We start from the raw sequence: 23,459 nt of genomic DNA, 5'->3' as shown, positions 1-23,459 counted from the left end.
TGTCGGAGAGGACGATGATGGATGGGACAAGAAATTCAGAAGCCGCATATGATCTTTGGCACGAAAGGCAATGATGTGCTGACCGCTTCCAAGCCGGGAGGAGGTCACCTCATCGCAGGAGCGGGTGATGATTACCTGCTGGCGTTGAACAGCGGCAGCAATGTGCTTCACGGAGGAGACGGGAACGATTGGCTCCAGGCAGATGGGTTCTCCAACATCCTGTATGGCGAGAGAGGCGACGATGATCTGAACGTCCGCAACGATCGAAACCGGATCCATGGCAATGAAGGTGATGATCAGTTTCAAGTCAAAGGGAATGATCATCTGGTGACCGGCGGGCTCGGGAATGACGATATGACGGTGGCCGTGAACGGTTCTTCCGTTCACGGCGGAGCCGGCGATGATCATATCCGCCATTCGAGCACGAGTTATGGGGAGCAAAGTAACCGCTCCACCTTTGATCTGGGCGAAGGACAAGATCAGCTGAGGCTGTATGGCTGGAACAACCAAGTCCTTGCTGGCAGCGGGGATGATACCGTCTCCGTTTATTTCGTGACTCAGAGCCGGATTGACGCGGGCGCGGGCAACGACACCCTCATCGTGGAGGAATATTGGAACCACGGCAATACATTTATCGGCGGGTTCGGGGATGACCGTATATATAACTACACGGATCAATCCGCAAGCGACCGCGGCTCCAACAACCGTTACTACGGGGGCGGCGGCAATGATACGATCTACGTTTCCGGCGAGTTAGAGACAGCCCTGGGGGGAACGGGGAACGATACGCTGCTTGCGGCCGAATCATTACCGACGAACCATGCTGTGCTCAAGGGCGAGTCGGGCAACGATATTATTGGATTTGAACACGTTTCCAGCGGGAGATTTAACCTGATTGACGGCGGAGATGGCAATGATACGCTTTCTGCCAAGGACAAATATAACACGTTGACAGGCGGCGCGGGCAGCGATGAGTTGAGCGTGAAGCTTCAGGACACATCGGATAACACGCTGTCCGGCGGCAGGGGCTCGGACACATATCGAATCGGTGAAGATACCGGGCTGAACTGGATCCGGGAAGAGGGCCTGGTCAGGGAGACCGATCGTGTCATTTTCGAAGCGGTCTCCGCATCGGAAGTCACGGTAGGCCGCCAGGGGAACGCGCTTCAGATCTACAGCGAATCGGAGAAGCTGCTCATCGAAGACTTCTGGGGCAAGGCCGGCAGCCGCGTAGAACAGTTCCTCTTCTCCGACGGCACGCTCTGGACGGACAAGCAGGTTGAAAGCCTGATCCAGGCCATGGCGGCAAGCGGTACGGCAGCCGGGACAGCGGACGGGAACACGGCTTCCCCTGCGCCCGAGATGCTTTCCCTGCTGCTCGCAGGCCAAGGGACCTCGCAGCTGTAATCGGAACCTGCTGTACTAGAGACTGCTATTTCCCGAGGGGGACCTCAGAGATAGCAGTCTGATTTTGTTTGTGCATCGACAAGTACCTCACTCAGACAGTTTGACCTCAATAAACTTCGCCGCCTGCACGCTTTCGATATAAAACTGCGTCTCGGAATTTAAGTGCCTTGGGCTAAGCACAAACCTCGGGCTTACACCGTAAGCACCAATGAGATAGCTGACCGAAACATCGTGATCAGTGAATCTCAGGAGAATCGTTCCATCCGGCGCCGGACCATGACCTTCCCTGATGCTGCTCCCGAACTTCGATGTTCTCAGGTAGTCTAGCAGCTCTTTTTCCTCTTTCTCGCCAAGAATAGTTCCTTTGGACAAAGCTGTTGCTTTGGACGGTGGGAACAAAAATACCTTTACTGCTTGATTATTGTTCAGTTCGTTCTTGAACTGATTCCAAACCCGGCGATCCGTCATGTTATCCGTGACAAGATACAAAGATCCTGCAAGCAGCATCATGCTGAACAGAGGGATCAGCATTCCTTTCTTTTTAAGCAAAGTGTCCCTCCATTCTTATTCGTCAAGAGCTGCGACTCCCTAATCGAGACCCTTCGTTTTTGGACGGCGCATGTATACCTTGTTCCGACATCTTGTCCCACCACATAATTAGATATAAATCTAATTAGACGATAATAAAATCAGGTTCTATTGTCAAGGAATTGTTCACGAATACTAAATGAGCTGCTTTACTCAAAAAGGAAGCAGCTGCCGTAATGGCGAACTGCTCCCTGATTATTCCACTGTGATCCTTTATGCATCTACCATTGAAGCTGCTCTTCTAAAATATTGATTAGCAGCGCAGCTTCATTCCTTCCCATCCATTTCTTAAAAAAGTTTCTTCAGTAATTTTGAGTATTTTATCCGTTGCTTCTTTACTTGCAGGATCCGTCATGAGTACCAAGAATATATCTCTTAACTCATCTGCTCTGGATAGAACTTTATCTTTAGACTTATCTTCCCTCAAAGAAATATACAAGTACTCTAAACTGATATCCAAACTATCATTCTGTTCCTCATATGATGTTAAATCAGAGATAGAAGCCGCATTGGAAACACTCGATAAGACGGATCGATAAGTATCGTCATTCATGGTCAGGCTCAAATTACTGAGAACGCTGCTTAGTTCATGCTTAAATCTATTGTTGATTGAGGTTTGTAATTTTTGTGCTTTAAAATAGGAATAACCCGAGATTGCCAAGCCAGCTACAAGAAGCGCTATAAGAAAAGCCCATTTTCTCAACCTCTAACACCTCTTTCATGTTCAGTACCATCCAAATGGACGCTTATTTTCATTGTTTTGTTGCTCCACCGGCTCAGCCATGAAACCAATGCAGTATTTTTCCAACACGAAAAAGCTCCCCATACAGCGGCAGGTACTACTCACCTGTCTGCCATATGGGAAGCACGATCAACTTCTATCCGCTCCCTGTTTATTGCGTCCCCTCATAGGAAAGGATGACCTTAATCCATATGCGAGCCGCCGTTAATATCGATTTCCTCCCCCGTAATGTAGGAAGCTTCTTCGGAAGCGAGGAAAGCGATCGCCGCTGCAATCTCTCTGGTTTCGCCCGGTCTGCCCATCGGGATGCCGGCGATGACCGACGCCGCCGACTGCTCGTCGAGCGATTTCCAGATGTCGGTGTTAACCAATCCCGGCGCTACGCTGTTTACCGTAATCCCGTCTTTGGCGACCTCGCGGGCCAGGTTCTTCGAGAAGCCGAGGACCGCCGCTTTGGACGCGGAATAGTGCGCTCCCCCGAACACTCCTCCGCCCCGTTTGGCCGATACGGAGGAGATATTCACGATCCTGCCGTACTGCCGGCTTTTCATTGGCTCTAACACGGCTTGCGAGCATAAGAATAGACCATACATGTTTACGTTGAAAATTTTGTTCATATCCGCGAGCGTCATGTCCTGCACGGTCACCTTCTGCGAGATGCCCGCGTTATTCACGAGAATATCGATTCTGCCGTACACGGCCAGGACTTGCTCCACCATCGCGTCGACCGACGCTTTGTCCGTGACGTTCACCTCGACCCCAATAGCTTCCCCGCCGGCTTCCCGGATCGCCCGGACCGTCTCTTCGATGCCCTCTTTGTTCATATCCGCGATGACCACTTTCGCTTCCTGCTCCGCTAGAGTGAAAGCGATGGTTCGTCCGATCCCCCTTGCGGATCCGCTCCCTGTTACGATGGCTACCCGGCCAGTCAACTCAAACATTCGATTTTTCTCTCCCTTGGTTTTTGTCTATACTAGAGAATCGCTGGCTGTATCAGCTCGAAAGCAATCCCTTCGCCGTATTCACGATGTTCTCGACGGTAATCCCGTTCATCTCCATCAGCTTCTCGTAGGGCGCCGACTCTCCGAACTTGTCTTGAACGCCGATTCGCCTTACGATGCAGCCCCCGGTCTCGGCAACGACTTCGCTGACCGCGCTGCCCAGACCGTTAATAATATTGTGATCTTCCACCGTAATGATCTTCCCGAGCTTCGCGCAGTCCACGACCGCCTCCCGGTCGAGCGGCTTCAATGTGTGCATATCCAGGAGAGTGACAGAGAATCTTTCCTGTTCAAGTCTCTTAACCGCCTCGAGCGCGAGATGGACCGTATCGCCGTTCGCAATGACCGCGAGGTCATTCCCTTCCCGCAGTCTCTTCGCCTTCCCGATCGTAAACTCTTCGTTCTCGTCATAAATGACCGGGACCGCATCGCGGGTGAACCGGAGGTATACGGGACCGTAATGCTCGGCCGCCTGCGCCACCAGCTTGCGGGTGGAGTAATAATCGGCGCCCATGATCACCGTCATGTTCGGGAACGTCCGCAGCACGCCCATGTCCTCAATCGCCTGATGGCTTCCCCCGTCGTTCGCCGGTGTCAGCCCCCCGTGAGAGCAGGCGATCTTCACGTTCAGGTTCGGATAGCAGACCTCTTGTCTGATTTGCTCGGCCATGCGCAGCGAACCGAAGACGGCATACGTGCTGATAAAAGGAATTTTGCCCGTTGTGGCCAAACCGGCGGAAATGCCGGCCGCATTCTGCTCCGCGATCCCCACATTGATGTGCTGCTTCGGCAGCTTCTCCATGAACCCCGTCGTCTTGCAGGACTTGCCGATATCGATGTCAACGACATAGATATTCTTGTTTTTCAAACCGAGCTCTACGATCTCGTGCCCGAACCCGTCCCGGGTCGCGATCTTCACTTTCTTTTCTTTTGTCTCTACTGTCATGGCTGCAGCCCCCCCGCGATTTCTAGCATAGCCCGCCGATAATCTTCTTCCTTCGGTGCAACGCCGTGCCACCCGACCGAGTGTTCCATGAACGACACGCCTTTGCCCTTGACGGTATTACAAACAAGACACTTGGGTTTCCCGTTCTTTGCCGCTTTCACTTCATCGAGCGTGCGGACGATCTCTTCGATGTCATGGCCGTTGATTCGTTTCGTCTCGAAACCGAACGCTTCGAATTTCCGCTCCAGATCCAGATTCGGCATCACTTCCTCGCAAGTTCCGTCGATCTGCAGGCCGTTATCGTCCACGAAGACGATCAGATTGTCGAGCTTATACTTGTTCGCCGCTTGGGCCGCTTCCCAAATCTGCCCTTCCTGGCATTCCCCGTCGCCTACCATCGCGAACACCCGGTAGCTCTTCTCATCGCGCTGACCGGCGATCGCCATACCGACCGCGCAGGAGAGTCCCTGGCCGAGCGACCCCGTCGAGATATCGATACCCGGACACTTCTTCATATCCGGATGCCCTTGGAACGGCGATCCGTACTGCCTCAAGGTATGAATGTTCTCGTAGGGAACGAATCCGCGAAGCAGCAGTGCAGCGTATTGGATCGGGCACACATGGCCTTTGGATAACACGAACCGATCCCGGTCATCCCACTTCGGATCCGAGGGATTCACATTCATTTCTTTGAAATACAGGACAGCCATGATGTCCGCTGCCGAGAGTGAACCCCCGGGATGCCCGGATTGCGCTTCGTAAATCATCGTAAGTGCAGTTTGTCTTAATTCGATGGCTTTCTGTTTCAGATCCTCAATGCTGACGGCTTCCATGTCCTTCACCTCAAATTTGTATACTTGTCTAACAAGTTGTGGGGTAAAAAAGAGTATATGACCAACCTTCATATACCCGCCGAGCTATTTATATATTACTAAGGTTACTTGTATCCTAAGTTTACAACTGACAATTCTGTTAGTCAATGACCGATTTCGAATAATCCCATCCATTCGGCCGTTCACTGTTCAAGGGAAGGCACGTTTCACTCCGACATTCAATGTAAACAATCCGAACGCCTTCGGTATCCAATGAGCCCTGGACTTCTCCGCAATGTTTGCAGACGAGCAAGCCCAATGGCTGCGCTTTCCGATTTTCCATCCCTGCCACCTCTTGTCCGTAAAAATAAGGTACCTTAGCAAAGCACGATTCGTTTCCACTTCTCAAACGACTTTCTCCAACGCCGTTTGCGGCGCTTGTTGTTCCACTTTGCCACCCGTCCGTCTTACGAACACAACGATGACGAACGCACTGATGATCAGACTGATGCCAAGCGTCAGCAAGCTGAGCTTGTAAGAACCCGTCGCATCCCGAATATAGCCTACGACATAAGGACCGAAGAAGCCCCCAAGATTGCCGATGCTGTTGATCAAGGCGATCGCGCCCCCTGCGGCCGTTCCCGTAATAAACGAAGGAGGGATGGCCCAGAAGGGCGAATAGGCACCGAATGCACCGCACAGACTGATCGTCAAGAAGACAAAGGAAACGATAACGCTTACATCCGACACGAGTACACTGATCATCATCGCAACGGCACTGACCCCGAGACATCCGGCTACGTGGTATTTCCGTTCGTTGGTCCGATCCGAGCTTTTGCCGACCAGATACATCACAACCATGGCGATGAGATACATGCCGCCGAGCACCCACCCCATTCCTTGCAGCGACAAGGACGTTTCTTCCCTCAGCCCTTGAGAGATGGACGGCAGAAACATATTGATCCCATAGTAACCGAACATCCAGAAGAGGTAGCCTGCGGAAAGGATTAATACATCCCGATCCCTGAATACTTGCATAAACGTGTAATGTTTAACCTTCTGCTTCGCCGCCGCTTCCTTCGTCGTGACGTCGATCAGCCATTTCCGTTCCTCATGCGTTAACCATGTCGCGTCCTCGATTCGATCCGTGAGGTAGAAATAGCAGATAATCCCGAGTACGATCGCCGGAAGGGCTTCCAGGATGAACAGCCACTGCCACCCTGCCATGCCGAGCCAAGTGATCTGCAGCAGGTACGTCGAAATCGGGGCGCCGATCGCATTGGCCGCCGGAATGGCAATCATGAACCCGGCGATGGCCTTCGCATGATGCTTGGATTGAAAGAAACCGCTTAAATAATGCACCATGCAGGGATAAAAGCTGGCTTCCGCCACACCCAACAAAAAGCGTGCGGTATAAAACTGCCACGGCGATTTGACGAATACCATGGCGATCGCGATTAATGCCCACGACACCATAATGCGGCTGATCCATTTCCTTGCTCCGATTCGCGCCATCATCGCGCTACCCGGTACTTCCAAGAGGAAATAACCGACGAAAAAAATGCCCGCCCCCAACCCGTATACCGCATCGGAGAACCCAAGATCCTGATTCATCTGGAGGGCTGCGAAACCAATGTTGACCCGATCCAGGATCGATATCGTAAAGCAGAGGAACAGGAACGGAAGCAGCCTGAGAGTAACCTTCCGCGTTGTGGACCTTTCAATGTGTAGTTCGTTCATTAAGGTTCCTTCCTTTCATTACGACCTTTCTTTTAAACCGCTTTCATCACTTTCACTAACAGCCTTACAGCCCTTCTCACTTCACCGCTGCGAGGATAATGAGATCCCTCCCTTCGACTTGTTAACTTGTATCCTAAGTAACCTTATGTACACAGTATAGAGGTGCCTTGTATTGATGTCAATACGTTAAGCCCATGATTTGGCGGATAATGACAAAAACCTCCCCTGCCGAAATGGCCTTTCGATGGCAGGGGAGGTTTCATGATTAATCTTTCCAATAACGGTCGTATAGATTGGTCATATGGAAGGCCATGATCCGCATGGCTTCCTGCTCGTCGCGATTCTCGATGGCCTGGATAATCTTCTTGTGCTCCGCGAAATTCGTATCCCGGTAGTCCGGGCGAGTCACCGTGCGATCGCGGATAAACGTCCACATCTCCTGCTGCTTCATCGCATTCGCGATCACGGACATAAACTGAATGAATAAGTCGTTATGCGAAGCCTTCGCAATCTCGATATGCAGCCGCTCGTCGGTTTCCGGCGAGTAGATGCCTGACTTTGTCTCTTCTTCCATCTGCAGGATCGTTCTCCGGAGCGCCTCGATATCCTCCTCGGTAGCCCGAGCGGCGGCATATTTGGCGATGATCGGCTCCATGTTCATTCTGGCTTCGACAATGTCCTCCGGGGATACCTTTTCCAGAATGGACGCTTGCGAGTTCTCTGCCGGTTGCTGGTTTTGTTTAACGTATACGCCCTCGCCCTGCCTGGAATAGATATATCCATTCATCTCCAGCGCGCTCAGCGCCTGCCGCACCGGTGCACGGCTAACGCCGAACTGGGCGCATAATTCCTTCTCCGTCGGCAGCTTGTCGCCGATCTGGAAGGCGCCGGACTCGATCTGCGACAGGATCTGGTTATAGATTTGTATATACAGCTTGTTGCTCGACACTCGATTAAATTGGATAAGAACCCCTTCCTTCAATTGCGGTATGTTCATGCAAAATCTCCTACAAAACCATTATAGCTTTATCGTACTTGTAGGACAACATGATGTCATATTTTCATCGAAGGGTGAAAAATGATAAAAGAGCCGCGGCATCGCACGGCTCTTGCGGATCATGATATTCTTCTTAGCGTCCGTATGTGTTTGAAGCCCAGACAGGATACCAGCCTCTAGCCGTGTCCTTGGTGTTATAAAGAACCAAATTTCCGTCATCTTGAACGATCAGAAGATCGCCGCTGAGGTTTGTCGGCATATTACCAATATAGGAGTAATGTTTATTGCTCCATGGTCTGTTATTTGAATTCCAGAACTGAACCCTCTCAGTCGAATCACTTAAGCGAATTACAGTTCCGTCGGGAGTAGAAGCAAAGTGTAAATGATGCGGCCAAGCAGTAAAATAACGACCGGCGAGTGGATCAAAATATCGATAATTCACACCATCGGTATCTGTAGACCAAAGAGGCGTACTACCATTCTTATAAAGCACCAGATTGCCATCCCACTGCATGTGCAGGGAGAATACACCATTTTTAGATACTAAATAAGTCCCCTCTACAAGTTTTTCGCCAGGTACAAGAGTGTCCTTTGCAAAAGCCGCAGAGACTATGGAAAACTGAAGCATGAATACCGCGAGTAACAAGAATGTGAGCTTTTTCATCATTATCCTCTTTTCCCGGGTTATGTTTACCAAAACCCATTATTTTTCTTAGAGCCAGAAAATCTCTGCCTTACCCTTTTCTTTTATTAAGATTTGGTCATCAGGTTCCCCCTTTCCTTGACAGTGAACAGGCCGCTTACAATTTCTGATGATAAATGATTTCTTCCGGTGAGTCTTACCAATTCGTGCGCTCGATTTAACAATTTCTGCGATATTTTGATATAATGGAATAAAATGATAACTTTGGAGTTTATTATGTCGACGATCCCTTTACTAGAGAAAGAATATCAAATGCGGATGAACCAGGTGGTACGCTATATCGACGAACATTTGTCTTCCCCGCTTACCGCTGAGGAACTCGCGGATGTTTCCGCCTTCTCGGTCTATCATTTTCACCGTGTTTTTAAACGTACCATGAACGAGAATGTCCTTCACTTCGTTAATCGGCTGAGGGTGGAAAAGGCGGCTAAATTGACTGTATTTCAATCGGAGAGAAGCTTGACAGATATTGCGCTGGAATGCGGTCTGCAGACTCCCGCCCATTTTGCCCGGACGTTCCGCCGATACACGGGTCTGTCCGCAACCGATTACCGGGCCCGTAACGGCCTTGATCTTCTATATATGCGGTTTCGGGAGACCCTGATGGCCGGTGAGAACGGACGCGCAAGACTGCGTGATCTGGAAAAGAAATATCACAGGATGAAGATCGAAGTTAAGCAGCTGCCGGTTCGGCGTGCCGCATGCATCCATCATCGGGGAACGCTTGTTCAGGGAGGGATCAACCGGGAGATCGGAGAGAAATTCAGCAGGCTTGAAGATTGGATGCGGGCCCACGACCTGCTGGACGGTTCAAGTCAGGCAATCGGTCTCATCTTCGACGATCCTTGCGTCACCCCGGCGTCGAGGCAAAGGTATGCGGTGTGCTTCACGACCACAAGGCTTATCCCCCCTTCGTTGGAGGTTCTGCCCATAGAGACGGCTGGCGGGAAGTATGCGGTGCTTTCACTGGATGAACCTGCCGATTTGCTGTACGAACTCATACATATGGCTAACATTCACTGGCTTCCCCTCAGTCCTTATCAGTGGGATGAGAGCCGGTCTATGATGGCGATTTTTCACGGTACCCCGTTCCAAGATCCTGAAGATCGGGTTCCGATCGATTTTTGCATCCCGGTCAAGCTGAAATGAGAACGATCCTACTTTTGAGCAGACCCCAAACTCCCTTGCCAGATTGGCAGGGAGTTTTTCTAAGATCAACGTTCTTCACCAGCAGAGTATTAGACAGGTGTCTATGAAACAATGGGATTTTTCATCCAAGCTTCGATTGTATCCTTTATTTCATGTCGATCTTTAGAATATTTCTCTCTTATTACTTCCCAAGACTCATTAACTTGTATAAGTCTGTATTGACCAGTGATATGACTGTCTGGATACCAACCTAAGTCAATGATAAGCTTATCGAACTTTGGTAATACCCAGTTCCCATCTACTATTTTCATCATTGCTATTTGCAAAATATCTTCGGTGAAATACTCCCAGTTTTCAATAAAACCATCCCCAGTCTTACAAGGTATGGGGTCAACATCTGAAAATTTATTGAAACAAACAGCAAATCCCATTGGTACTCTAAGGGGGATTAGGGACATATCGTTACCTCGATTCTGGATAATAAAACTTTTTTGGCTAAACACCTCTGCTCTTATTAAACCATTCTTCCTTATTCCCAAGTACAGACAGTGCCCCCACAGATTGTATTTGTAACTGAGGATCGTTGGAATGCAAGAAAGCCATCAGCTTCTTCTGATTTTCTACAAGTAATCTCCAAGCATTATTTTGGATAATGTCCAGCACATGGAACGCAGTGTCTTTATCTCGTTGAATGAATTTGTCGAAGTTCTTGAAGACGAATACGAAACCCTCATTACCAGGGAACATATCGGAAAGGCAATCATTAAAAGCATCCAGGTTTTTTCCAATTCATGAATCACAATCAAATGAATATACGTCAAATCCTTCTTTTTTTATGTTTTCAACATACTTTTCCAGCATGCTTTGTCTCCAAAACATAACGATAGAACCGTTCATCATCAACGACTTCCATAGTACTTCCTGCTCCATCGACCTAACCTCCAAACAACTTCATCAGAGCAATGTTCTATAACCCATTGTACCATATGTTGCTATTTTGCTTTTCGTATCTATAAAATATAGGAAAAAAAATGCCCTCTCAATGAAGAGAGGACATTCCCATATTACTTTCTCATTCGTTCTTTCCGTTCCAAACTAACAGTGCACACAACACTCCACATGCGCCATCTGCGGGAACATGTCGACCGGCTGCACCCACTCCAGCCGGTACCCGCCGGCGAGCAGCACCTGGCAGTCCTTCGCAAGTGTCGCAGGGTTGCACGACACGTACACGAGCCGCGGCGGCCGGGCCTCCACCAGCCTGCAGCAGCGGACGGCAGCAGCCCGTGCGCGCGGGTCCACGACGAATCACATCGGGCCGCATGCCCCGCCCGATCCACTCTGGCAGCAGCTGCTCCGTGCGGTCCTCGAAGAAGCTCGCGTTGCCCACGCCGCTCGCACGCGCATTGGCCCTGGCGTCCTGCACCGCCTCGGGCAGAAGCTCGATCACCAGCACCTCACAGGCAAGTGGTGCCAGCCACAACCCGATCGTACCCGTGCCGCAGTAGGCATCGATCACCAGCTCCGGTGTGTCCAATAGATCGCGCGAACCTTACTTCCTGCCGCCGCTTTTTCCTGTTACTTCAAGTATACCCTTGGAAGGACGCAGACATCCGCCGCCGCTAGACATTCCACCGCTTCTTGCCAGCGATTGTCGGGCGCCCATCCCGCATGTTCCTATGAAGGGAAGCGCACCCTGTAAGAGGTGAAGGAGGTGGACCGACCGTGGCCAAGACATCCAAGCGCCAGAAGAATACCGACGTGCCGAACAGCGCGGATACCCCGTCCCTCAGCGCCAAGGAGAGCAACGAGAATGATCTGCATATGAACATGGACAAGACGGCTTTCCGGAGCAAGAAATAAGCAGCCGATTGTTGCCCCAACTCCATCCATTCAAAGCCAATCCATCTACAGGAGGAACCCATCATGAGCCGTAAAAACAAAGACCTGCCCGTAAATCCGCGCAACCGCGATTACAGCGATGACCGGATCGTGACGGACGTTGACCACCCGAACCTGAGCGCCTCCGACGATGCCATTGCGGCAATCAAGGGGCACATTGAGAAGCAGGATGAGGAAGGATAAGCACAATGGCCAAACCTAAATCCAAAGCACGCCCCGCCGCGGGCAATCCGAACACACAGGGCAAGGTGAAAATCGTAGCAGTGGATGCGCACGAGACGCCGCGGCAGGACAGCTGACTCCCCCATTGGGTCTGCCGCTCTGCCCTAATCGGAAGACATAGAGACAAAAGCACCAAGAGGCCCGCTGACCAACCCTTGCAGCGGCGCCTCTTGGCTACATAATAAATCTTATGTCACTAAATAAGTGCTTTTACTCTCCCCCTGCCTTATAGCACGGCAAGCACTGTCTGGTACTTCTTCCCCAGCTTACTTCCGAATCCCGTATTTGGCCGCAAGATCCGTCAAGTAATTCGATTCGTTGCCCACCCATTCGCTGAACTTGCCCGAATCCAGGTAGGCCGGTTCCATTTTCATGTTCTTCAGCTTCTCCAGAAAAGCCGGGTCCTGCACCATCTCGGCAATCAAGGCATCCCACTTCGCACGGATCTCATCGGGCGTTCCGGCCGGCAGAGACAGACCGGTCCACCAGCGCACGGTGAGCCCTGTCACCCCCTGCTCATCCGCTGTAGGCACATCCGGCAGGAACGGGCTGCGCTGATCGGCGACGACGGCGAGCAGCTTGATCTTGCCGGCCTGGGCCAGCGGATACAGCTCCGCCACCGTATGCACGGCGAGCACGGCATGGCCGCCGGCGATCATCGGAGCGGACTCCGAAGCCCCCTTGGTCGTGACCATCCGGGACTTCGAGAAGTCCCCGCCGATGGCCTTCATCCACTCCGCCACCGCGAAGGAGGAGAAGCCGGACGGCCCCACGCTGGTCCAGGTGAGCTGGTCGGGATGGGCCTTGGCCCAGTCGGAGAAGGCCTTGAAGTCAGCCCACGGCGCATCCGCGCTGACAGCGAACGCAGGGGCGTCCTCCACGATCTTCGAGACGAAGAGATGGTCCGTGATCGCCACCGGCGGCGTACTCAGCCCCGCCGACAGCATGCTCGTACTCGAATTGTTATCCGCGAGCACCGTATATCCGTCTTTGGCCGCTCCCTTGAGCGCAGCCTGGGCACCGACAGCACCGCCTCCGCCGGGTTTGTTCACTACCGTCACCGGCTGGCCCCACGCCTTGCCGGCATACTCCGCCACGGCTCTGGCGACCAGGTCCACCCCGCCGCCGGGAGAGAAGGGAACAATGTACTCGATTCCCTTCTTCGGATAATTCGCCGCATCCCGGCTCCCCCCCGACGTGCAGGCGGACAGCAGGATCCCCAGCACTGCCGCAGCCGCTGCCGCGGCCTTCCATTTCACTTTCATAGCCTTGTACCTCCTTGGGGCTAAGCGATTTCTTCGAAGTCTCCCGCTTCCTCCGATATCCGCTTCTGGGTCTGCTTCTTGAGCCGGATCGAGAACGAGAGCAGGATGACAGCCGCCGCAAGCAGGCCTGCCGACATGGGACGCTCCAGGAAGATCATGAGGCTGCCGCCCGACAGCGACACCGACTGCAGGAACGACTGCTCGAAGAGCGGTCCGAGAATGAAGCCGAGAATAAAGGGCAGCACCGGCCACTGGTATTTGTGGAACAGGTAGCCGAGCCCCCCGAACGCGAGGGCCACCCCTACGTCAAACAGCGAGCTGCGGATCGTATACGCTCCGATCGTGCTCAGCAGCAGGATCAGAGGGCCCATGATGCCGTACGGAATCCGCGTCATCCGTGCCCACAACCCGACAAGGGGCAGATTCAGGATCAGCAGCATCGCGTTGCCGACGAACATGCTGGCAATCACCGTCCAGATGAACGGCCCGTTCTGCTCGAAGAGCAGCGGTCCCGGAGCGAGGCCGTAGATCATCAGGCCCGCGAGCAGGACGGCCAGCGGCGGCGAGGAGGGGATGCCGAGCGAGAGCAGCGGAATGAAGCCCGCCGAGCTCGTGGCATTGTTCGCGGCCTCCGGCGCCGCTACGCCCTCCATCGCCCCTTTGCCGAAGGCTTCCGGGGTGCGGGACACCTTTTTCTCCATGTCGTAGGCCAGAAAAGCGGACACGGCCGCCGAGCAGCCCGGCAGCAGTCCCAGCACGAAGCCTACCGCTCCCCCCCGCAGGAAGGACGGCGTGCAGCGCGCAAGCTCCTTTCGGTCCGGATACATCCGGCCGAGCTTCGTGTTCGTGATCTGCGCCCGGCGCTCTTCCATCCCCTTGAACACCTCCGTCACGGCGAAGAGTCCGATGATCACGCTGATCATCTCGAGCCCGCCGGTCAGCGAGGTGCTTCCGTAGCTGAAGCGGGGCATCCCGCTCATCGGGCCGAGTCCCACGGCGGCGGCCAGGAAGCCCGCCGCCCCCATCGCGAGCGCCTTGGCGAGCGAACGGCCGGACAAGTTCACGATGAGCGTCAGTGCGAGCAGCATCAGCGCCGTATACTCCGGAGGTCCGAACGCCAGTGCCCGCTCCGCCAGCCAGGGAGCGAACCCGACGAGCCCGAACAGGGCCAGCGTCCCGGCCGCGAAGGAAGCGATGGCCGCGATGCCGAGCGCCGGCCCCCCGCGCCCTTTGCGGGCCAGCGGATACCCGTCGAGGCAGGTGGGAATCGATGATACCTCGCCGGGAATGTTCATGAGAATCGCGGTCGTCGAGCCGCCGTACATGGCTCCGTAATAGATCCCCGCCAGCATGATCATCCCCTGCGTCGGCTCCAGCACCGTCGTCAGCGGCAGCAGAATGGCGATGGCCGAGGTGGGGCCGAGTCCCGGCAGGACGCCGACGAACGTGCCGACCAGCGCACCGACGGCGGCCATCAGCAGATTGTCAAGTGTCAGTGCTTGGGCCAATCCCCCCAGCAGCAGGGTCCAGGCTTCCATGCCGCACCTCCTTTGTTCACCACGTGAAGATCCCCGCGGGAAAGCTCATCTGAAGCCAGCCCACAAAGACCACGTGCAGTACGGCTGTAACGGCAGCCGACACCGGCAGACAAAAGACCCACCTGTATCCCCCGATCCAGCGGAGCAGCAGCATCCCTGCGATCCACGTGCCGGTCAAATAGCCGAGGTAAGGAAGCGTGAGCGTATACAACAGCATGGCGGCATACACCAGAAGCATCTGTTTGCGCAGCGTCCCCTGGGGGAACACCGCCGGACCGGCCGGACGGCCGGCGCCTCTCAGCATCAGCGCACCCAGCACAAGAAGCAGCGCGCCCAGCAGGCCGGGAACGAGATGGTCACCCGCCCAGGCATCGCTCCGGTATGGGAACAGCCGTACCGCCTCCGCCAAAGACAGCACCCCGAGACCCATGGCGGCCAGTGCGCCGGTCCGGTGCGCCCCAAGGCGTATGAGCAGCTTCATCCGCAGCCCCTCCTTCATTCATCTCCTAATGGAGGAAGATCTCATTGTCTCCTGACCAGTATATGGGCGGCAGTCCCTAAGGGTTCCGAAGTTCCGGAAGCGGCCGCTGGGAACCGGAGGATCACCTGCAACCGCATGACGCTCAGGCCGCACCCTAAATCCCCCCACCCCATCCGAAAAATCGCACCCTACATTTGGAAAATAAGGAGGGTAAGATAAGCTTGACGACAGGCAGGTAAGCTCAGCCAAACACTCTGGAAGAAGGAATGCTCATGAACGCCGGCCCGCCGTACACCCTGCAAGTGGAAAGGAGAGAAGCGCGAAAATCACGCTGCCCGGGCAGCCAACCGTGACAGCACGGACTTTTTTATGACAAAAAGGAGGCTCTCGAATGATGAAACACCCTGTACGTTCCCCCTCCCTCTGGCTCAAAGCAGCAGCACGAAGCTCGCCAGGCATCCAATCTGACCTATAGTCCCGATGACGGGGCTGCCGGGCTATTCAAGTGGCAGCCGGACCGACGTCATCTCTGAAACAAAATCGATAGGAGGAATGGTATGAACTTTATCAACTTTATGCGCAAGAGATTCAATCTGGCGCTTGTAACCGCCTTCACGCTGTCGTTGGGCCTTCTTCCCTCTGCTTCGGCAGCCTGGGAATTCTGGGAGCCGCTGACCTATTACAACCCGAGCACATGGCAAAAAGCGGATAATTACTCCAACGGAAGCATGTTCAACTGCACCTGGAGAGCCGCCAACCCTGGCTTCACGAATTCCGGACAGCTCGAGCTGAAGATCACCAGCCCTTCGTACAACAAGTTCGACTGCGGCGAATACCGTTCCACGAACAAATACGGGTACGGCAAATACGAGGTGAGCATGAAGCCTGCGAAGAATGTCGGCATTGTCTCTTCGTTCTTCACCTACACGGGTCCGAGCGACGGAACCCCCTGGGATGAAATCGATATCGAATTCCTGGGCAAAGATACGACCAAGGTGCAGTTTAATTATTTTACGAACGGAGTCGGCGGGCATGAGAAAGTCGTCGATCTCGGCTTCGACGCTTCACAGGGATTCCATACGTATGCCTTCGATTGGCAGCCCGGTCACATCAAGTGGTATGTGGACGGTGTGCTGAAGCATACGGCCACCACCGACATCCCAACCAACCCTGGCAAAATCATGATGAATCTCTGGAACGGAACGGGCGTGGATGACTGGCTTGGCAGGTATGACGGCAAAAATCCGCTGGCTGCCTACTACGACTGGGTCAAATATACGAGCAATTGAGCGGCAGCATAAGCGCAAAGAAGGGTACCGGCGATCCGCGATGGATCCGGTACCCTTTTGTATTGGGTTTCCCACTGATGCTGCTTGCCCAGGCCCGGAAAGGAATGCTCCTTTTGTCCCATAATGGCAGCTTGGATCCCTGTGTCAAGGGCAGGACTTTCCACCGCGGTATCAGGACGCCGCGAGTCGTGTCACCGTTGCCATTCAGCCGGCCGGGAGGGCACCCCCGTGATGAGGCCGGAGGTGTATCACGTCCGCCGGCTCTATCGCCGGAATGTCTTCGGATTAGAATCATTGCGATGGAGTGGCAGCGCCCTTCTCCTCCAAACCTACTTTTTTGCCTTCAGCTGAGCCTCGAACCCATCCAATAATACCTGGAGCCCGCCTGCAAATTCGTTGTCAAAATCGGTGGAGGCCGTATACTCAGCCAGCCTGACGAGATGCGGGTACTTCTCTTCGGGAAGGGATGAAAACGCCGAATCCTCTGAGGCTTCCGCATCCTCCTGCCTTCGTATCGAACGCTTCAGCATGCGGTTCTCTTCATCCACAAAACCAAGCACGTAAGTTTTCAGCATCGAAGAATACCATGGAATTTGGGGATCAGGAAAGCCCTGCTGGGCAAAGACCCGATATAAAAATTCAATATGAGCCAGCCGGTGGGGGCTTGGGGCGAAGGTGGCATTCATGATCTGTACGGAATCCCGGTACAGTTTCAAGGTATCCCGAAAATTACAGGCCCAGATCCTCAGCCCTTCCCGCCAATTCAATTCCGGACCGGGAAGCTCAACCTCCGACCGGTATTTCTCGCCCATTAAATAAATCAAGTGCTCTTTGTCCTTCACATGATAATACAGGGAAGCTGCTTTTACCCCAAGAAAATCGGCAATCTTGCGCATCGAGATCGGTTCCAGGCCTTCTGTCTGCAACATACTCAAAAAAGCATTCAGGATACGCGGCAGGTCCAAGGGGGTATGCAGTTTCTCCACGGGCCCGTTCTGTGTTTCGCTGGGATAGATTCGTCTTCTCGCCATGTCAACCTCCTATTGCTGCTTGACAAGTATAACACATTGGATTAATCTAACACCAGTAAATTATAATTTATCGATGTTAGATTAATTCGAGAGGATGTTAGCAAACATGCCAATGATGGAGCTTAAAGAGATCGTGCGCCGGGCTGAGCAGGTCCTGTCCGTTTCATGGAAGGCCGTGTATGAGAGGAGAATAACCGAGCTCGAGGAGATGTTCAAAGCCTATGGCGACCGCGCATATGGGGCATGGATTCAAGACTTTATGAGTCCGGTCGCAGCGCACTTCAGTCAAGAGGGCATCACGTTAAAATCGGGATTTCAACTCAAGAACTCCATAGAAAATTGGGGCCCGCCGGAGGAGCGGGAACGCTGCATCTGGTATACCTTATCCGCGAATGACGGAGCCCCGATCGGGTCCCTGATGCTGCAGGTGTATCATTCCCATCGCGCCTTCCATATCCCCCGGCCTCCCCGGCTTCTGGAATTGGAGACGGTTGAACGGGAAGAAATCCTATCTCTGCTCTCCCGTGCCTCTACACGCGTAAGATGGGACCGTAAGGAAGAACGATTGCCTCCTGCAGAAGGCCAATGGTCCGGTGCAGTGAAGTGGGAGTACGCATCCGATGTGTCTCTGGGCGACTGCTTGAACGGTACGGAAGGGGACCACAGCAGCTGGGCACTTGATGAAGCCCTGTCCCACTGGGGCCGATATGGCTGGGAGCTTGTTTCCGTTGTCCCCTCAGGAGCTAAAACCATCGCCTACTTCAAGCGGCCCTATCAGGATTCATGCCTTCCCTGAAGGATCGGCGGGGGCACTCGTTCCAGCTCACCCGGAAGCCAAACAACCGACCTGCTTAGAGGTCGGTTGTTTGGAAGGGATACAAGGCAGGAGACACCTCTTCGGATTCTTGACTGGTCCTTCGACTGGAAGCTGGTTCCCCCTGCAGTTACCAGGCAGCCCTCAGCCTCATCCCTGTGTGATATCCGAACCTGCTCAGGGCGATAGTCAAGTCAGCCTGCTGCTCCTTGAAGATCAGCCCACTTCCGCATCATAGGTGCAGGCGAACCGTTCCACACCGGGGTACTGCTCCCCTAGCGAAACGACCGAGAACCCGTTCCCCCGATAAAAATCAACGGCTTCCTCATCCGTCTCGGCGCGGAGCGCGGAGGGCTTGCGCGCTTCGAGCAGCTCGAGGATCACGCCCCGGCCGTAGCCGATACGGCGGAATTCCGGATGAACCACGAGATGGCGGATATGCAGCACACGGCCCTCTTCCTCCGTGAACCCGATCATCGCCACAACGGTCCCTTCTTGTTCAAGCCCGTAGAGCTCCCATGTCGGATCCTCATGGTATGCCGTGATGGCCGCTTCGATCATGTCCGGATCGGGAAACATGGAGTAAGACAGCAGTTCCTGCAGCGCTTCTTCACCGATGCGCGGTTTGAGGTTAATGAATGTCGTCATATGGACCATTGCTCCTTTGCTATTTGCTGGATATGTATGTCGGTTTACCTTGGGCAGATATGGAAAAGGAAGGACGAGTACCTGCTTGCCGCCTCACTCGGATGCGAGGAGCTCCGCCAACCGGTCGCGAATGACGCGGTTGGGCACGTCCGTCCCCCGAGGGGCGGCCGGCTCCCTCCATCCGAAGCCATCCCCCTGATAACGCGGGAATACATGCAGATGAACATGGCCCAGATCGTTGAACAGGCCTCCATTGCTCATGGTCGTGATGCCGTCCGGCGCATACATCCGCTTCAACACCCGGGCGATCCGTACCGAGGTCTCGTTGAGCGCCTGCAGGTCTTCCGGGTGAAGCCCGTCCAGATCCAAGGCATGACGCTTCGGCAGCAGGAGCACATGCCCTCCGTTGAGCGGGGCAATGTCCAGCAAAGCCGTGATCCTCTCATCCTCATATACGATTTCCGCCGGCTCCTGTCCACCGGCAAGCCGGCAGCCAAGACACGAAGCATGATTCTCCTCCTGTTTCCTCTCCATCCTCCGCTTCCTCCTTCGTTACCGGCAGATTCCCCTTTTGGACGCCGGCCTTACTACGTATACCTTACCATATGGAGGAAGACCTTGGGGAGAGCGGCGCCGCACTTCCGGAAGAACATGGCAAAAACCCGCGCTGCCGCGGGTTTCCAGGGGCTCACCTTCAACTGATATTCCACACGGAATGTTCCATTGTACCCGATTTACTGCGGATTTGCGAATGAATACAGGGACTGCGGATCGGCCGCGTTGTGCACCATGGCCCCTTTCATCCGTTCCAGCGGCCGCTGTACCGGAAGAGTCCGCTCCAGCTGCGATAGAACCCGTAGAGTCCCAGATAGCCGCCGGCCGCAAGAAACAGCGGATTGTAGAAGATGCGGTGCACCTCCGTCATCATCACCGTATTGCGGAGCAGGATGCCGGCCACCGCATCGGCGGCAATGACGCCGAAAGCATACATGCTGACGAGGGCGGCCGCATCGAACCAGAAGGCGGATTTGGGAACAAAAAAGCGGAGCGCCAGCATCAAAGCCGGGGTGATCAGCGAAACGGCAAGCAGTAGAAGGAACAGCGTCATCACCTCATTTTTCCTGGGTACTCCATATTTTACCCGTTTCCCGGAAGAATGAGTCGCTGTCGCTCTGCCGCCTGTCGTGGTGCCTTGTGCAGGACGGAAGGAACTACAGGCTGTCGGTCCGTCCTTCTGCGGCCAGCCGTGACTCCGCCCTGCGCTCCCGCTTGAACCAGAACACCGTCAATGCGGCAGCGGCGGCCCCCAGCACACCGGCCAGATAGAAGCCGCTTTTGAGCCCGCTCCACTCGTTGAGCGTACCGGCGACGAAAGGCCCTGCGAACATGCCTACCGCATAGACGGCCTGGTAGAAGCCCATGGCCGTCGCCCGTTTGCGTTCGTCGATATGGTCGATGGAGAGCCCGAGCAGCAGCGGAAAATGCAGGCCCTGGAACCATCCGTTCAGCGCCTGCGTCAGCAGCAGGAGGCCGAAGGTCGGCACCACCGAGGTGGCCGCTGAGCACAGCGCCGAAATGACGAAGCCGGCCAGCACCACGTTCCAAGCACCGAACTTCGGCGCCAGGACGCGGCCGGTCAGATAAGAGCTGACCGCGTGCGGCACCATGAAGGCGGCGACGAGCAGCGTCAGGCCGGCCTCATCCGCCCCAAGCTGCAGCGCGTAGGACGGCGTGAAGCCGAACATCGTGATGAACAGAACGCCGTGCGCCAGGATGGAGAGTGTCGAGACTCGCCAGAGCAGCCCGTCTTTCATCACGGGCAGCAGGTCGCCGTACCGCATCGGCGTGCGGTCGATGCCTCCGCGCGGCTCCTTCAGGAAGAGCGCCAGCAGCAGACCGGCGGCTCCGATGAGTGCGCCCGTCCAGAAGGAGGCTGCCCAGCCGCCTGTCTTCAGCAGATAGCCGCTCAGCAGCATCCCGAGGAGCTGGCCGCCGGCCGTGAGCAGCGAGATCGTGCCCATGGCCCGCGTCGCCCCGCCCTCCCGGTGCAGGCCGGCGTACATAACGGTGAAGGCGACCCAGGTGGAAGCCGCCACACCGGAGAGGATGCGGCCGGCTAGCGCCCACTCGATCTGCTCGCCCCAGGCGAAGCAGAGACAGCTCAGCGCCGTCGCCAGCATGCCGAGCAGAATGTACGGCTTGCGCAGCTTCATCCGGTCCGAGGCGATGCCGAGGGGCAGCCGCAGCAGGATCTGCGTCAGGCCGTAGCTGCCGAGCACGATGCCGGCCAGACTGTAGGAAGCCCCGAGATGCTCAAGGTAGGGAGACAAGATCGGGACATAGACATAGAGCGAACACCAGTAGAGCAGCGTAACGCCCACAAACAGCCCATGATTGATGCGGTCGGACGAGCCCGTCGTTTTCATCGGGGCACAGCCCTCCTTTCGTTCCTTTGGGAACCGTTGGTCCGCGTGTTACAGGTCCGCGCAGCCTTGGGTAACATGTTCACGCCTGCGATAGCACGGTTTTTCCGTGCTATTTGCTGCTTCGCGGTGCTAGGGGACTCATTTAACACGGTTTTTCCGTGTTAGATGACGATGCTGCCTTACGCAGCCCACTCCTCGCCTGTGATAGCACGGTTTTTCCGTGCTATTTGCTGCTTCGCGGCGCTAGGGACTCATTTAACACGGTTTTTCCGTGTTAAACGACCGCGCAAACTTGCACAGCTCACTCCTCTCCTACGCTGGCACGGTTTTACCGTGCCAGCTGCGCCTTCGCAGCATCGCTGATCGCGCTTCACTCAAGCCGGCTCTTGCCGTGCCTCTGCCTGGCCCCGCTCCACGCCTCGCCCCCACCGGGCGCGCTCCCGGCGCCGCCCCAAAACAACACGAAATAGCGATGGAAGCCATCGCTATTTCGCACTGCCGCGCCCCTCCCTTACCAGGCAGGGAGCTGCGGCTCCTATTCATTACAGACTCAGGCGCAGAATCGCCTTCACGTCTTCCTCGTTCAGCTGCTTGAAGCCGCCGACCGGGCCGAAGCGGACCGTCTCTTTCGCCATGCGGTCGATGTCCTTCTCGCCGATGCCAAGATCCGCCAGACGCGCCGGCGCCCCGATGCGGGTGAAGTAATCGCGGGTCGCCTGAATGCCGGCCAGCGCCACTTCCTCGTCCGACTTGCCGGACGGGTCGACGTTCCATACTCTCACGGCGTACTGCACGAAGCGGTCGATGCGCTCGCTGTACACGTACTTCATCCAGTTCGGGAACAGGATCGCCAGGCCGGCCGCGTGGGCAATGTCGTAGATCGCGCTGACTTCATGCTCGATCATGTGCGTTGCCCAGTCGTTCTGCATGCCGACGGAGATCAGGCCGCCGTTCAGCGCGAACGTGCTGCTCAGCATCAGGTTGGCGCGGGACGTGTAATCATCCGGCTTCGCCAGCGCCTTCTCGCCGTTCTCGATGACCGTCTGCAGCACGCCTTCGCAGAAGCGCTCCTGCAGCGGCGTGTCCTGGGTCGGGGAGAAGTACTGCTCGAACACGTGGGACATCGTATCGACGATGCCGTTCACGGTCTGGTCGCGCGGTACCGAGTAGGTCAGCGTCGGATCGAGAATCGAGAACTTCGGATAGGCATGGATGCTGCCGAACGATTTCTTGAGATTCTCTTCCCAGTTCGTGATGACGGAGTTGCCGTTCATCTCGGAGCCCGTCGCCGACAGCGTCAGCACGGTGCCGAGCGGCAGAGCGCTCTTGATCTCCGCCTTGCGCATCATGAAGTCCCAGACGTCGCCTTCATACGGTACGCCTACCGCGACGGCCTTGGCCGCGTCCAGCACACTGCCGCCGCCAACGGCAAGGATCAGGTCCACGCCTTCGGCACGGGCCAGCTCGATCCCTTTGCGCACGGTGGTCACACGCGGATTCGGCTCGACGCCGGGCAGCTCGACGGCGCGGGCGCCGGCCTGCTCCAGCTGGGTGAGCACGCGGTCATACAGGCCGCTCTTCTTGATGCTGCCGCCGCCATATACGAGGAGCACAGTGCGGGCGCCCTGCGCCTGCACCTGCTCGCCAAGTTTGTCAACCATCCCTTCGCCGAAGAGAATACGGGTCGGGTTCACAAAAGAGAATGCATTCATTACGGAGATTCCTCCTTGGCCATTAAGGTCTTCAATTGGGTACAGG

The 23,459-nt window shown here is 55.2% G+C and carries 26 protein-coding genes and 1 pseudogene; 6 read left to right on the top strand and 21 right to left on the bottom strand.

The genetic code is table 11. From position 1 onward, the window contains the following. Positions 1-21 precede the first annotated feature (21 nt). Positions 22-1,407 (top strand): calcium-binding protein, encoded by a 1,386-nt coding sequence (locus PM3016_RS16590; RefSeq protein ID WP_014370216.1) that lies wholly within the window; start codon positions 22-24, stop codon positions 1,405-1,407. A gap of 87 nt (positions 1,408-1,494) precedes the next feature. Here PM3016_RS16590 and PM3016_RS16585 read toward each other — a convergent pair whose 3' ends face one another. The 8 genes from PM3016_RS16585 to PM3016_RS37395 form a co-directional block, all read right to left on the bottom strand. Continuing rightward, on the bottom strand, positions 1,495-1,956 hold the full coding sequence (locus tag PM3016_RS16585; protein ID WP_014370215.1) for a hypothetical protein: 462 nt from the start codon (positions 1,954-1,956) through the stop codon (positions 1,495-1,497). 292 nt (positions 1,957-2,248) lie between these two features. Next, complete coding sequence (locus PM3016_RS16580; RefSeq protein ID WP_014650998.1) at positions 2,249-2,698, bottom strand: hypothetical protein; 450 nt, start codon at positions 2,696-2,698, stop codon at positions 2,249-2,251. A gap of 221 nt (positions 2,699-2,919) precedes the next feature. Beyond that, entirely contained in the window at positions 2,920-3,678 is a 759-nt protein-coding gene (locus PM3016_RS16575) for an SDR family NAD(P)-dependent oxidoreductase (RefSeq protein ID WP_014370214.1), read from the bottom strand. 52 nt (positions 3,679-3,730) lie between these two features. After that, entirely contained in the window at positions 3,731-4,684 is a 954-nt protein-coding gene (locus PM3016_RS16570; protein WP_014370213.1) for a transketolase family protein, read from the bottom strand. Next, entirely contained in the window at positions 4,681-5,517 is an 837-nt protein-coding gene (locus tag PM3016_RS16565; RefSeq protein ID WP_014650997.1) for a transketolase, read from the bottom strand. Before PM3016_RS16565 ends, PM3016_RS16570 begins: the two co-directional genes overlap by 4 nt. Before the next feature lie 384 nt (positions 5,518-5,901). Continuing rightward, positions 5,902-7,236, bottom strand: a complete 1,335-nt coding sequence (locus PM3016_RS16560) for an MFS transporter (RefSeq protein WP_013916835.1) — start codon at positions 7,234-7,236, stop codon at positions 5,902-5,904. Between the two features lie 265 nt (positions 7,237-7,501). Continuing rightward, positions 7,502-8,233: a FadR/GntR family transcriptional regulator gene (locus tag PM3016_RS16555; protein ID WP_014370211.1), complete on the bottom strand. Its 732-nt coding sequence runs from the start codon at positions 8,231-8,233 to the stop codon at positions 7,502-7,504. A gap of 133 nt (positions 8,234-8,366) precedes the next feature. Continuing rightward, entirely contained in the window at positions 8,367-8,900 is a 534-nt protein-coding gene (locus PM3016_RS37395; RefSeq protein ID WP_236628706.1) for a hypothetical protein, read from the bottom strand. 252 nt (positions 8,901-9,152) lie between these two features. Here PM3016_RS37395 and PM3016_RS16550 point away from each other — a divergent pair, with 252 nt between their 5' ends. Continuing rightward, on the top strand, positions 9,153-10,085 hold the full coding sequence (locus tag PM3016_RS16550; protein WP_014370209.1) for an AraC family transcriptional regulator: 933 nt from the start codon (positions 9,153-9,155) through the stop codon (positions 10,083-10,085). Positions 10,086-10,186: 101 nt separating this feature from the next. Here PM3016_RS16550 and PM3016_RS16545 read toward each other — a convergent pair whose 3' ends face one another. From PM3016_RS16545 to PM3016_RS39720, 4 genes and pseudogenes are all read right to left on the bottom strand, one after another. Next, positions 10,187-10,624, bottom strand: coding sequence for a hypothetical protein (locus PM3016_RS16545; RefSeq protein WP_238540521.1), 438 nt, complete (start codon positions 10,622-10,624; stop codon positions 10,187-10,189). After that, the gene (locus tag PM3016_RS16540) at positions 10,581-10,862 is read right to left on the bottom strand and encodes a barstar family protein (RefSeq protein ID WP_274380022.1); all 282 of its coding nucleotides are present in this window, start codon (positions 10,860-10,862) and stop codon (positions 10,581-10,583) included. Before PM3016_RS16540 ends, PM3016_RS16545 begins: the two co-directional genes overlap by 44 nt. Before the next feature lie 12 nt (positions 10,863-10,874). Then, positions 10,875-11,015, bottom strand: coding sequence for a hypothetical protein (locus tag PM3016_RS16535; protein WP_014370208.1), 141 nt, complete (start codon positions 11,013-11,015; stop codon positions 10,875-10,877). 165 nt (positions 11,016-11,180) lie between these two features. Continuing rightward, positions 11,181-11,610: pseudogene (locus PM3016_RS39720) on the bottom strand (class I SAM-dependent RNA methyltransferase); the annotation flags it as partial. Positions 11,611-11,810: 200 nt separating this feature from the next. On the opposite strand from PM3016_RS39720, the gene PM3016_RS38705 reads away from it, so the two are divergent. Together PM3016_RS38705 and PM3016_RS38700 are read left to right on the top strand one after the other, a co-directional pair. After that, positions 11,811-11,948, top strand: coding sequence for a hypothetical protein (locus PM3016_RS38705; RefSeq protein WP_014370207.1), 138 nt, complete (start codon positions 11,811-11,813; stop codon positions 11,946-11,948). Positions 11,949-12,011: 63 nt separating this feature from the next. Beyond that, positions 12,012-12,170 (top strand): hypothetical protein, encoded by a 159-nt coding sequence (locus PM3016_RS38700; protein ID WP_013916827.1) that lies wholly within the window; start codon positions 12,012-12,014, stop codon positions 12,168-12,170. A 305-nt stretch (positions 12,171-12,475) separates the two neighbouring features. Here the strand turns inward: PM3016_RS38700 and PM3016_RS16525 are convergent, their stop codons facing one another. Genes PM3016_RS16525 through PM3016_RS16515 form a run of 3 tightly spaced genes read right to left on the bottom strand, consistent with a single transcriptional unit; the run spans position 12,476 to position 15,493 of the window. Continuing rightward, positions 12,476-13,474 (bottom strand): tripartite tricarboxylate transporter substrate binding protein, encoded by a 999-nt coding sequence (locus PM3016_RS16525; RefSeq protein ID WP_014370205.1) that lies wholly within the window; start codon positions 13,472-13,474, stop codon positions 12,476-12,478. Between the two features lie 20 nt (positions 13,475-13,494). Further along, positions 13,495-15,012 carry a tripartite tricarboxylate transporter permease gene (locus PM3016_RS16520; RefSeq protein ID WP_014370204.1) on the bottom strand — a complete coding sequence of 506 codons (1,518 nt, stop codon included), beginning with the start codon at positions 15,010-15,012 and terminating at the stop codon, positions 13,495-13,497. 16 nt (positions 15,013-15,028) lie between these two features. After that, the gene (locus tag PM3016_RS16515; RefSeq protein ID WP_014370203.1) at positions 15,029-15,493 is read right to left on the bottom strand and encodes a tripartite tricarboxylate transporter TctB family protein; all 465 of its coding nucleotides are present in this window, start codon (positions 15,491-15,493) and stop codon (positions 15,029-15,031) included. A 557-nt stretch (positions 15,494-16,050) separates the two neighbouring features. Here PM3016_RS16515 and bglS point away from each other — a divergent pair. Beyond that, entirely contained in the window at positions 16,051-16,782 is a 732-nt protein-coding gene (gene bglS, locus PM3016_RS16510; protein WP_014370202.1) for a beta-glucanase, read from the top strand. A 329-nt stretch (positions 16,783-17,111) separates the two neighbouring features. On the opposite strand, the gene PM3016_RS16505 is transcribed toward bglS, so the two are convergent. Further along, positions 17,112-17,768 carry a TetR/AcrR family transcriptional regulator gene (locus tag PM3016_RS16505; protein ID WP_238540520.1) on the bottom strand — a complete coding sequence of 219 codons (657 nt, stop codon included), beginning with the start codon at positions 17,766-17,768 and terminating at the stop codon, positions 17,112-17,114. A gap of 151 nt (positions 17,769-17,919) precedes the next feature. Here PM3016_RS16505 and PM3016_RS16500 point away from each other — a divergent pair, with 151 nt between their 5' ends. Next, positions 17,920-18,609, top strand: a complete 690-nt coding sequence (locus PM3016_RS16500) for a DUF6022 family protein (RefSeq protein ID WP_014370200.1) — start codon at positions 17,920-17,922, stop codon at positions 18,607-18,609. 234 nt (positions 18,610-18,843) lie between these two features. Here PM3016_RS16500 and PM3016_RS16495 read toward each other — a convergent pair whose 3' ends face one another. The 5 genes from PM3016_RS16495 to PM3016_RS16475 all read right to left on the bottom strand — a co-directional run bounded on the left by PM3016_RS16495 (position 18,844) and on the right by PM3016_RS16475 (position 23,413). Further along, positions 18,844-19,275: a GNAT family N-acetyltransferase gene (locus PM3016_RS16495; RefSeq protein ID WP_014370199.1), complete on the bottom strand. Its 432-nt coding sequence runs from the start codon at positions 19,273-19,275 to the stop codon at positions 18,844-18,846. Between the two features lie 93 nt (positions 19,276-19,368). Beyond that, a complete protein-coding gene (locus PM3016_RS16490) occupies positions 19,369-19,809 on the bottom strand; it encodes an HIT family protein (RefSeq protein ID WP_014370198.1) in 441 nt (146 codons plus the stop codon). A gap of 265 nt (positions 19,810-20,074) precedes the next feature. Continuing rightward, entirely contained in the window at positions 20,075-20,383 is a 309-nt protein-coding gene (locus PM3016_RS16485; RefSeq protein ID WP_014370197.1) for a hypothetical protein, read from the bottom strand. A 103-nt stretch (positions 20,384-20,486) separates the two neighbouring features. Then, the gene (locus PM3016_RS16480; RefSeq protein ID WP_014370196.1) at positions 20,487-21,701 is read right to left on the bottom strand and encodes an MFS transporter; all 1,215 of its coding nucleotides are present in this window, start codon (positions 21,699-21,701) and stop codon (positions 20,487-20,489) included. Between the two features lie 542 nt (positions 21,702-22,243). Then, positions 22,244-23,413 (bottom strand): iron-containing alcohol dehydrogenase, encoded by a 1,170-nt coding sequence (locus PM3016_RS16475; RefSeq protein ID WP_014370195.1) that lies wholly within the window; start codon positions 23,411-23,413, stop codon positions 22,244-22,246. Between the last annotated feature and the right edge of the window lie 46 nt (positions 23,414-23,459).

It is taken from the genome of Paenibacillus mucilaginosus 3016, from assembly GCF_000250655.1.
GTDB classification, from domain to species: domain Bacteria; phylum Bacillota; class Bacilli; order Paenibacillales; family NBRC-103111; genus Paenibacillus_G; species Paenibacillus_G mucilaginosus.
The sequence above is the reverse complement of the archived record's forward strand: the minus strand, read 5'-3'. Positions and strand labels throughout refer to the sequence as shown.

Excerpts from the sequence above, each read along its gene's own strand:
- PM3016_RS16550 (WP_014370209.1), top strand. The coding sequence starts at position 9,153 with ATGTCGACGATCCCTTTACTAGAGAAAGAATATCAAATGCGGATGAAC.
- PM3016_RS16535 (WP_014370208.1), bottom strand. The coding sequence starts at position 11,015 with ATGGAGCAGGAAGTACTATGGAAGTCGTTGATGATGAACGGTTCTATC.
- PM3016_RS37395 (WP_236628706.1), bottom strand. The coding sequence starts at position 8,900 with ATGATGAAAAAGCTCACATTCTTGTTACTCGCGGTATTCATGCTTCAG.
- PM3016_RS16590 (WP_014370216.1), top strand. The coding sequence starts at position 22 with ATGGGACAAGAAATTCAGAAGCCGCATATGATCTTTGGCACGAAAGGC.
- PM3016_RS16575 (WP_014370214.1), bottom strand. The coding sequence starts at position 3,678 with ATGTTTGAGTTGACTGGCCGGGTAGCCATCGTAACAGGGAGCGGATCC.
- bglS (WP_014370202.1), top strand. The coding sequence starts at position 16,051 with ATGAACTTTATCAACTTTATGCGCAAGAGATTCAATCTGGCGCTTGTA.
- PM3016_RS16525 (WP_014370205.1), bottom strand. The coding sequence starts at position 13,474 with ATGAAAGTGAAATGGAAGGCCGCGGCAGCGGCTGCGGCAGTGCTGGGG.
- PM3016_RS16560 (WP_013916835.1), bottom strand. The coding sequence starts at position 7,236 with ATGAACGAACTACACATTGAAAGGTCCACAACGCGGAAGGTTACTCTC.
- PM3016_RS16480 (WP_014370196.1), bottom strand. The coding sequence starts at position 21,701 with ATGAAAACGACGGGCTCGTCCGACCGCATCAATCATGGGCTGTTTGTG.
- PM3016_RS16565 (WP_014650997.1), bottom strand. The coding sequence starts at position 5,517 with ATGGAAGCCGTCAGCATTGAGGATCTGAAACAGAAAGCCATCGAATTA.
- PM3016_RS16485 (WP_014370197.1), bottom strand. The coding sequence starts at position 20,383 with ATGACGCTGTTCCTTCTACTGCTTGCCGTTTCGCTGATCACCCCGGCT.
- PM3016_RS16520 (WP_014370204.1), bottom strand. The coding sequence starts at position 15,012 with ATGGAAGCCTGGACCCTGCTGCTGGGGGGATTGGCCCAAGCACTGACA.
- PM3016_RS16500 (WP_014370200.1), top strand. The coding sequence starts at position 17,920 with ATGCCAATGATGGAGCTTAAAGAGATCGTGCGCCGGGCTGAGCAGGTC.
- PM3016_RS16495 (WP_014370199.1), bottom strand. The coding sequence starts at position 19,275 with ATGACGACATTCATTAACCTCAAACCGCGCATCGGTGAAGAAGCGCTG.
- PM3016_RS16490 (WP_014370198.1), bottom strand. The coding sequence starts at position 19,809 with ATGGAGAGGAAACAGGAGGAGAATCATGCTTCGTGTCTTGGCTGCCGG.
- PM3016_RS16555 (WP_014370211.1), bottom strand. The coding sequence starts at position 8,233 with ATGAACATACCGCAATTGAAGGAAGGGGTTCTTATCCAATTTAATCGA.
- PM3016_RS16475 (WP_014370195.1), bottom strand. The coding sequence starts at position 23,413 with ATGAATGCATTCTCTTTTGTGAACCCGACCCGTATTCTCTTCGGCGAA.
- PM3016_RS16515 (WP_014370203.1), bottom strand. The coding sequence starts at position 15,493 with ATGAAGCTGCTCATACGCCTTGGGGCGCACCGGACCGGCGCACTGGCC.
- PM3016_RS16570 (WP_014370213.1), bottom strand. The coding sequence starts at position 4,684 with ATGACAGTAGAGACAAAAGAAAAGAAAGTGAAGATCGCGACCCGGGAC.
- PM3016_RS38700 (WP_013916827.1), top strand. The coding sequence starts at position 12,012 with ATGAGCCGTAAAAACAAAGACCTGCCCGTAAATCCGCGCAACCGCGAT.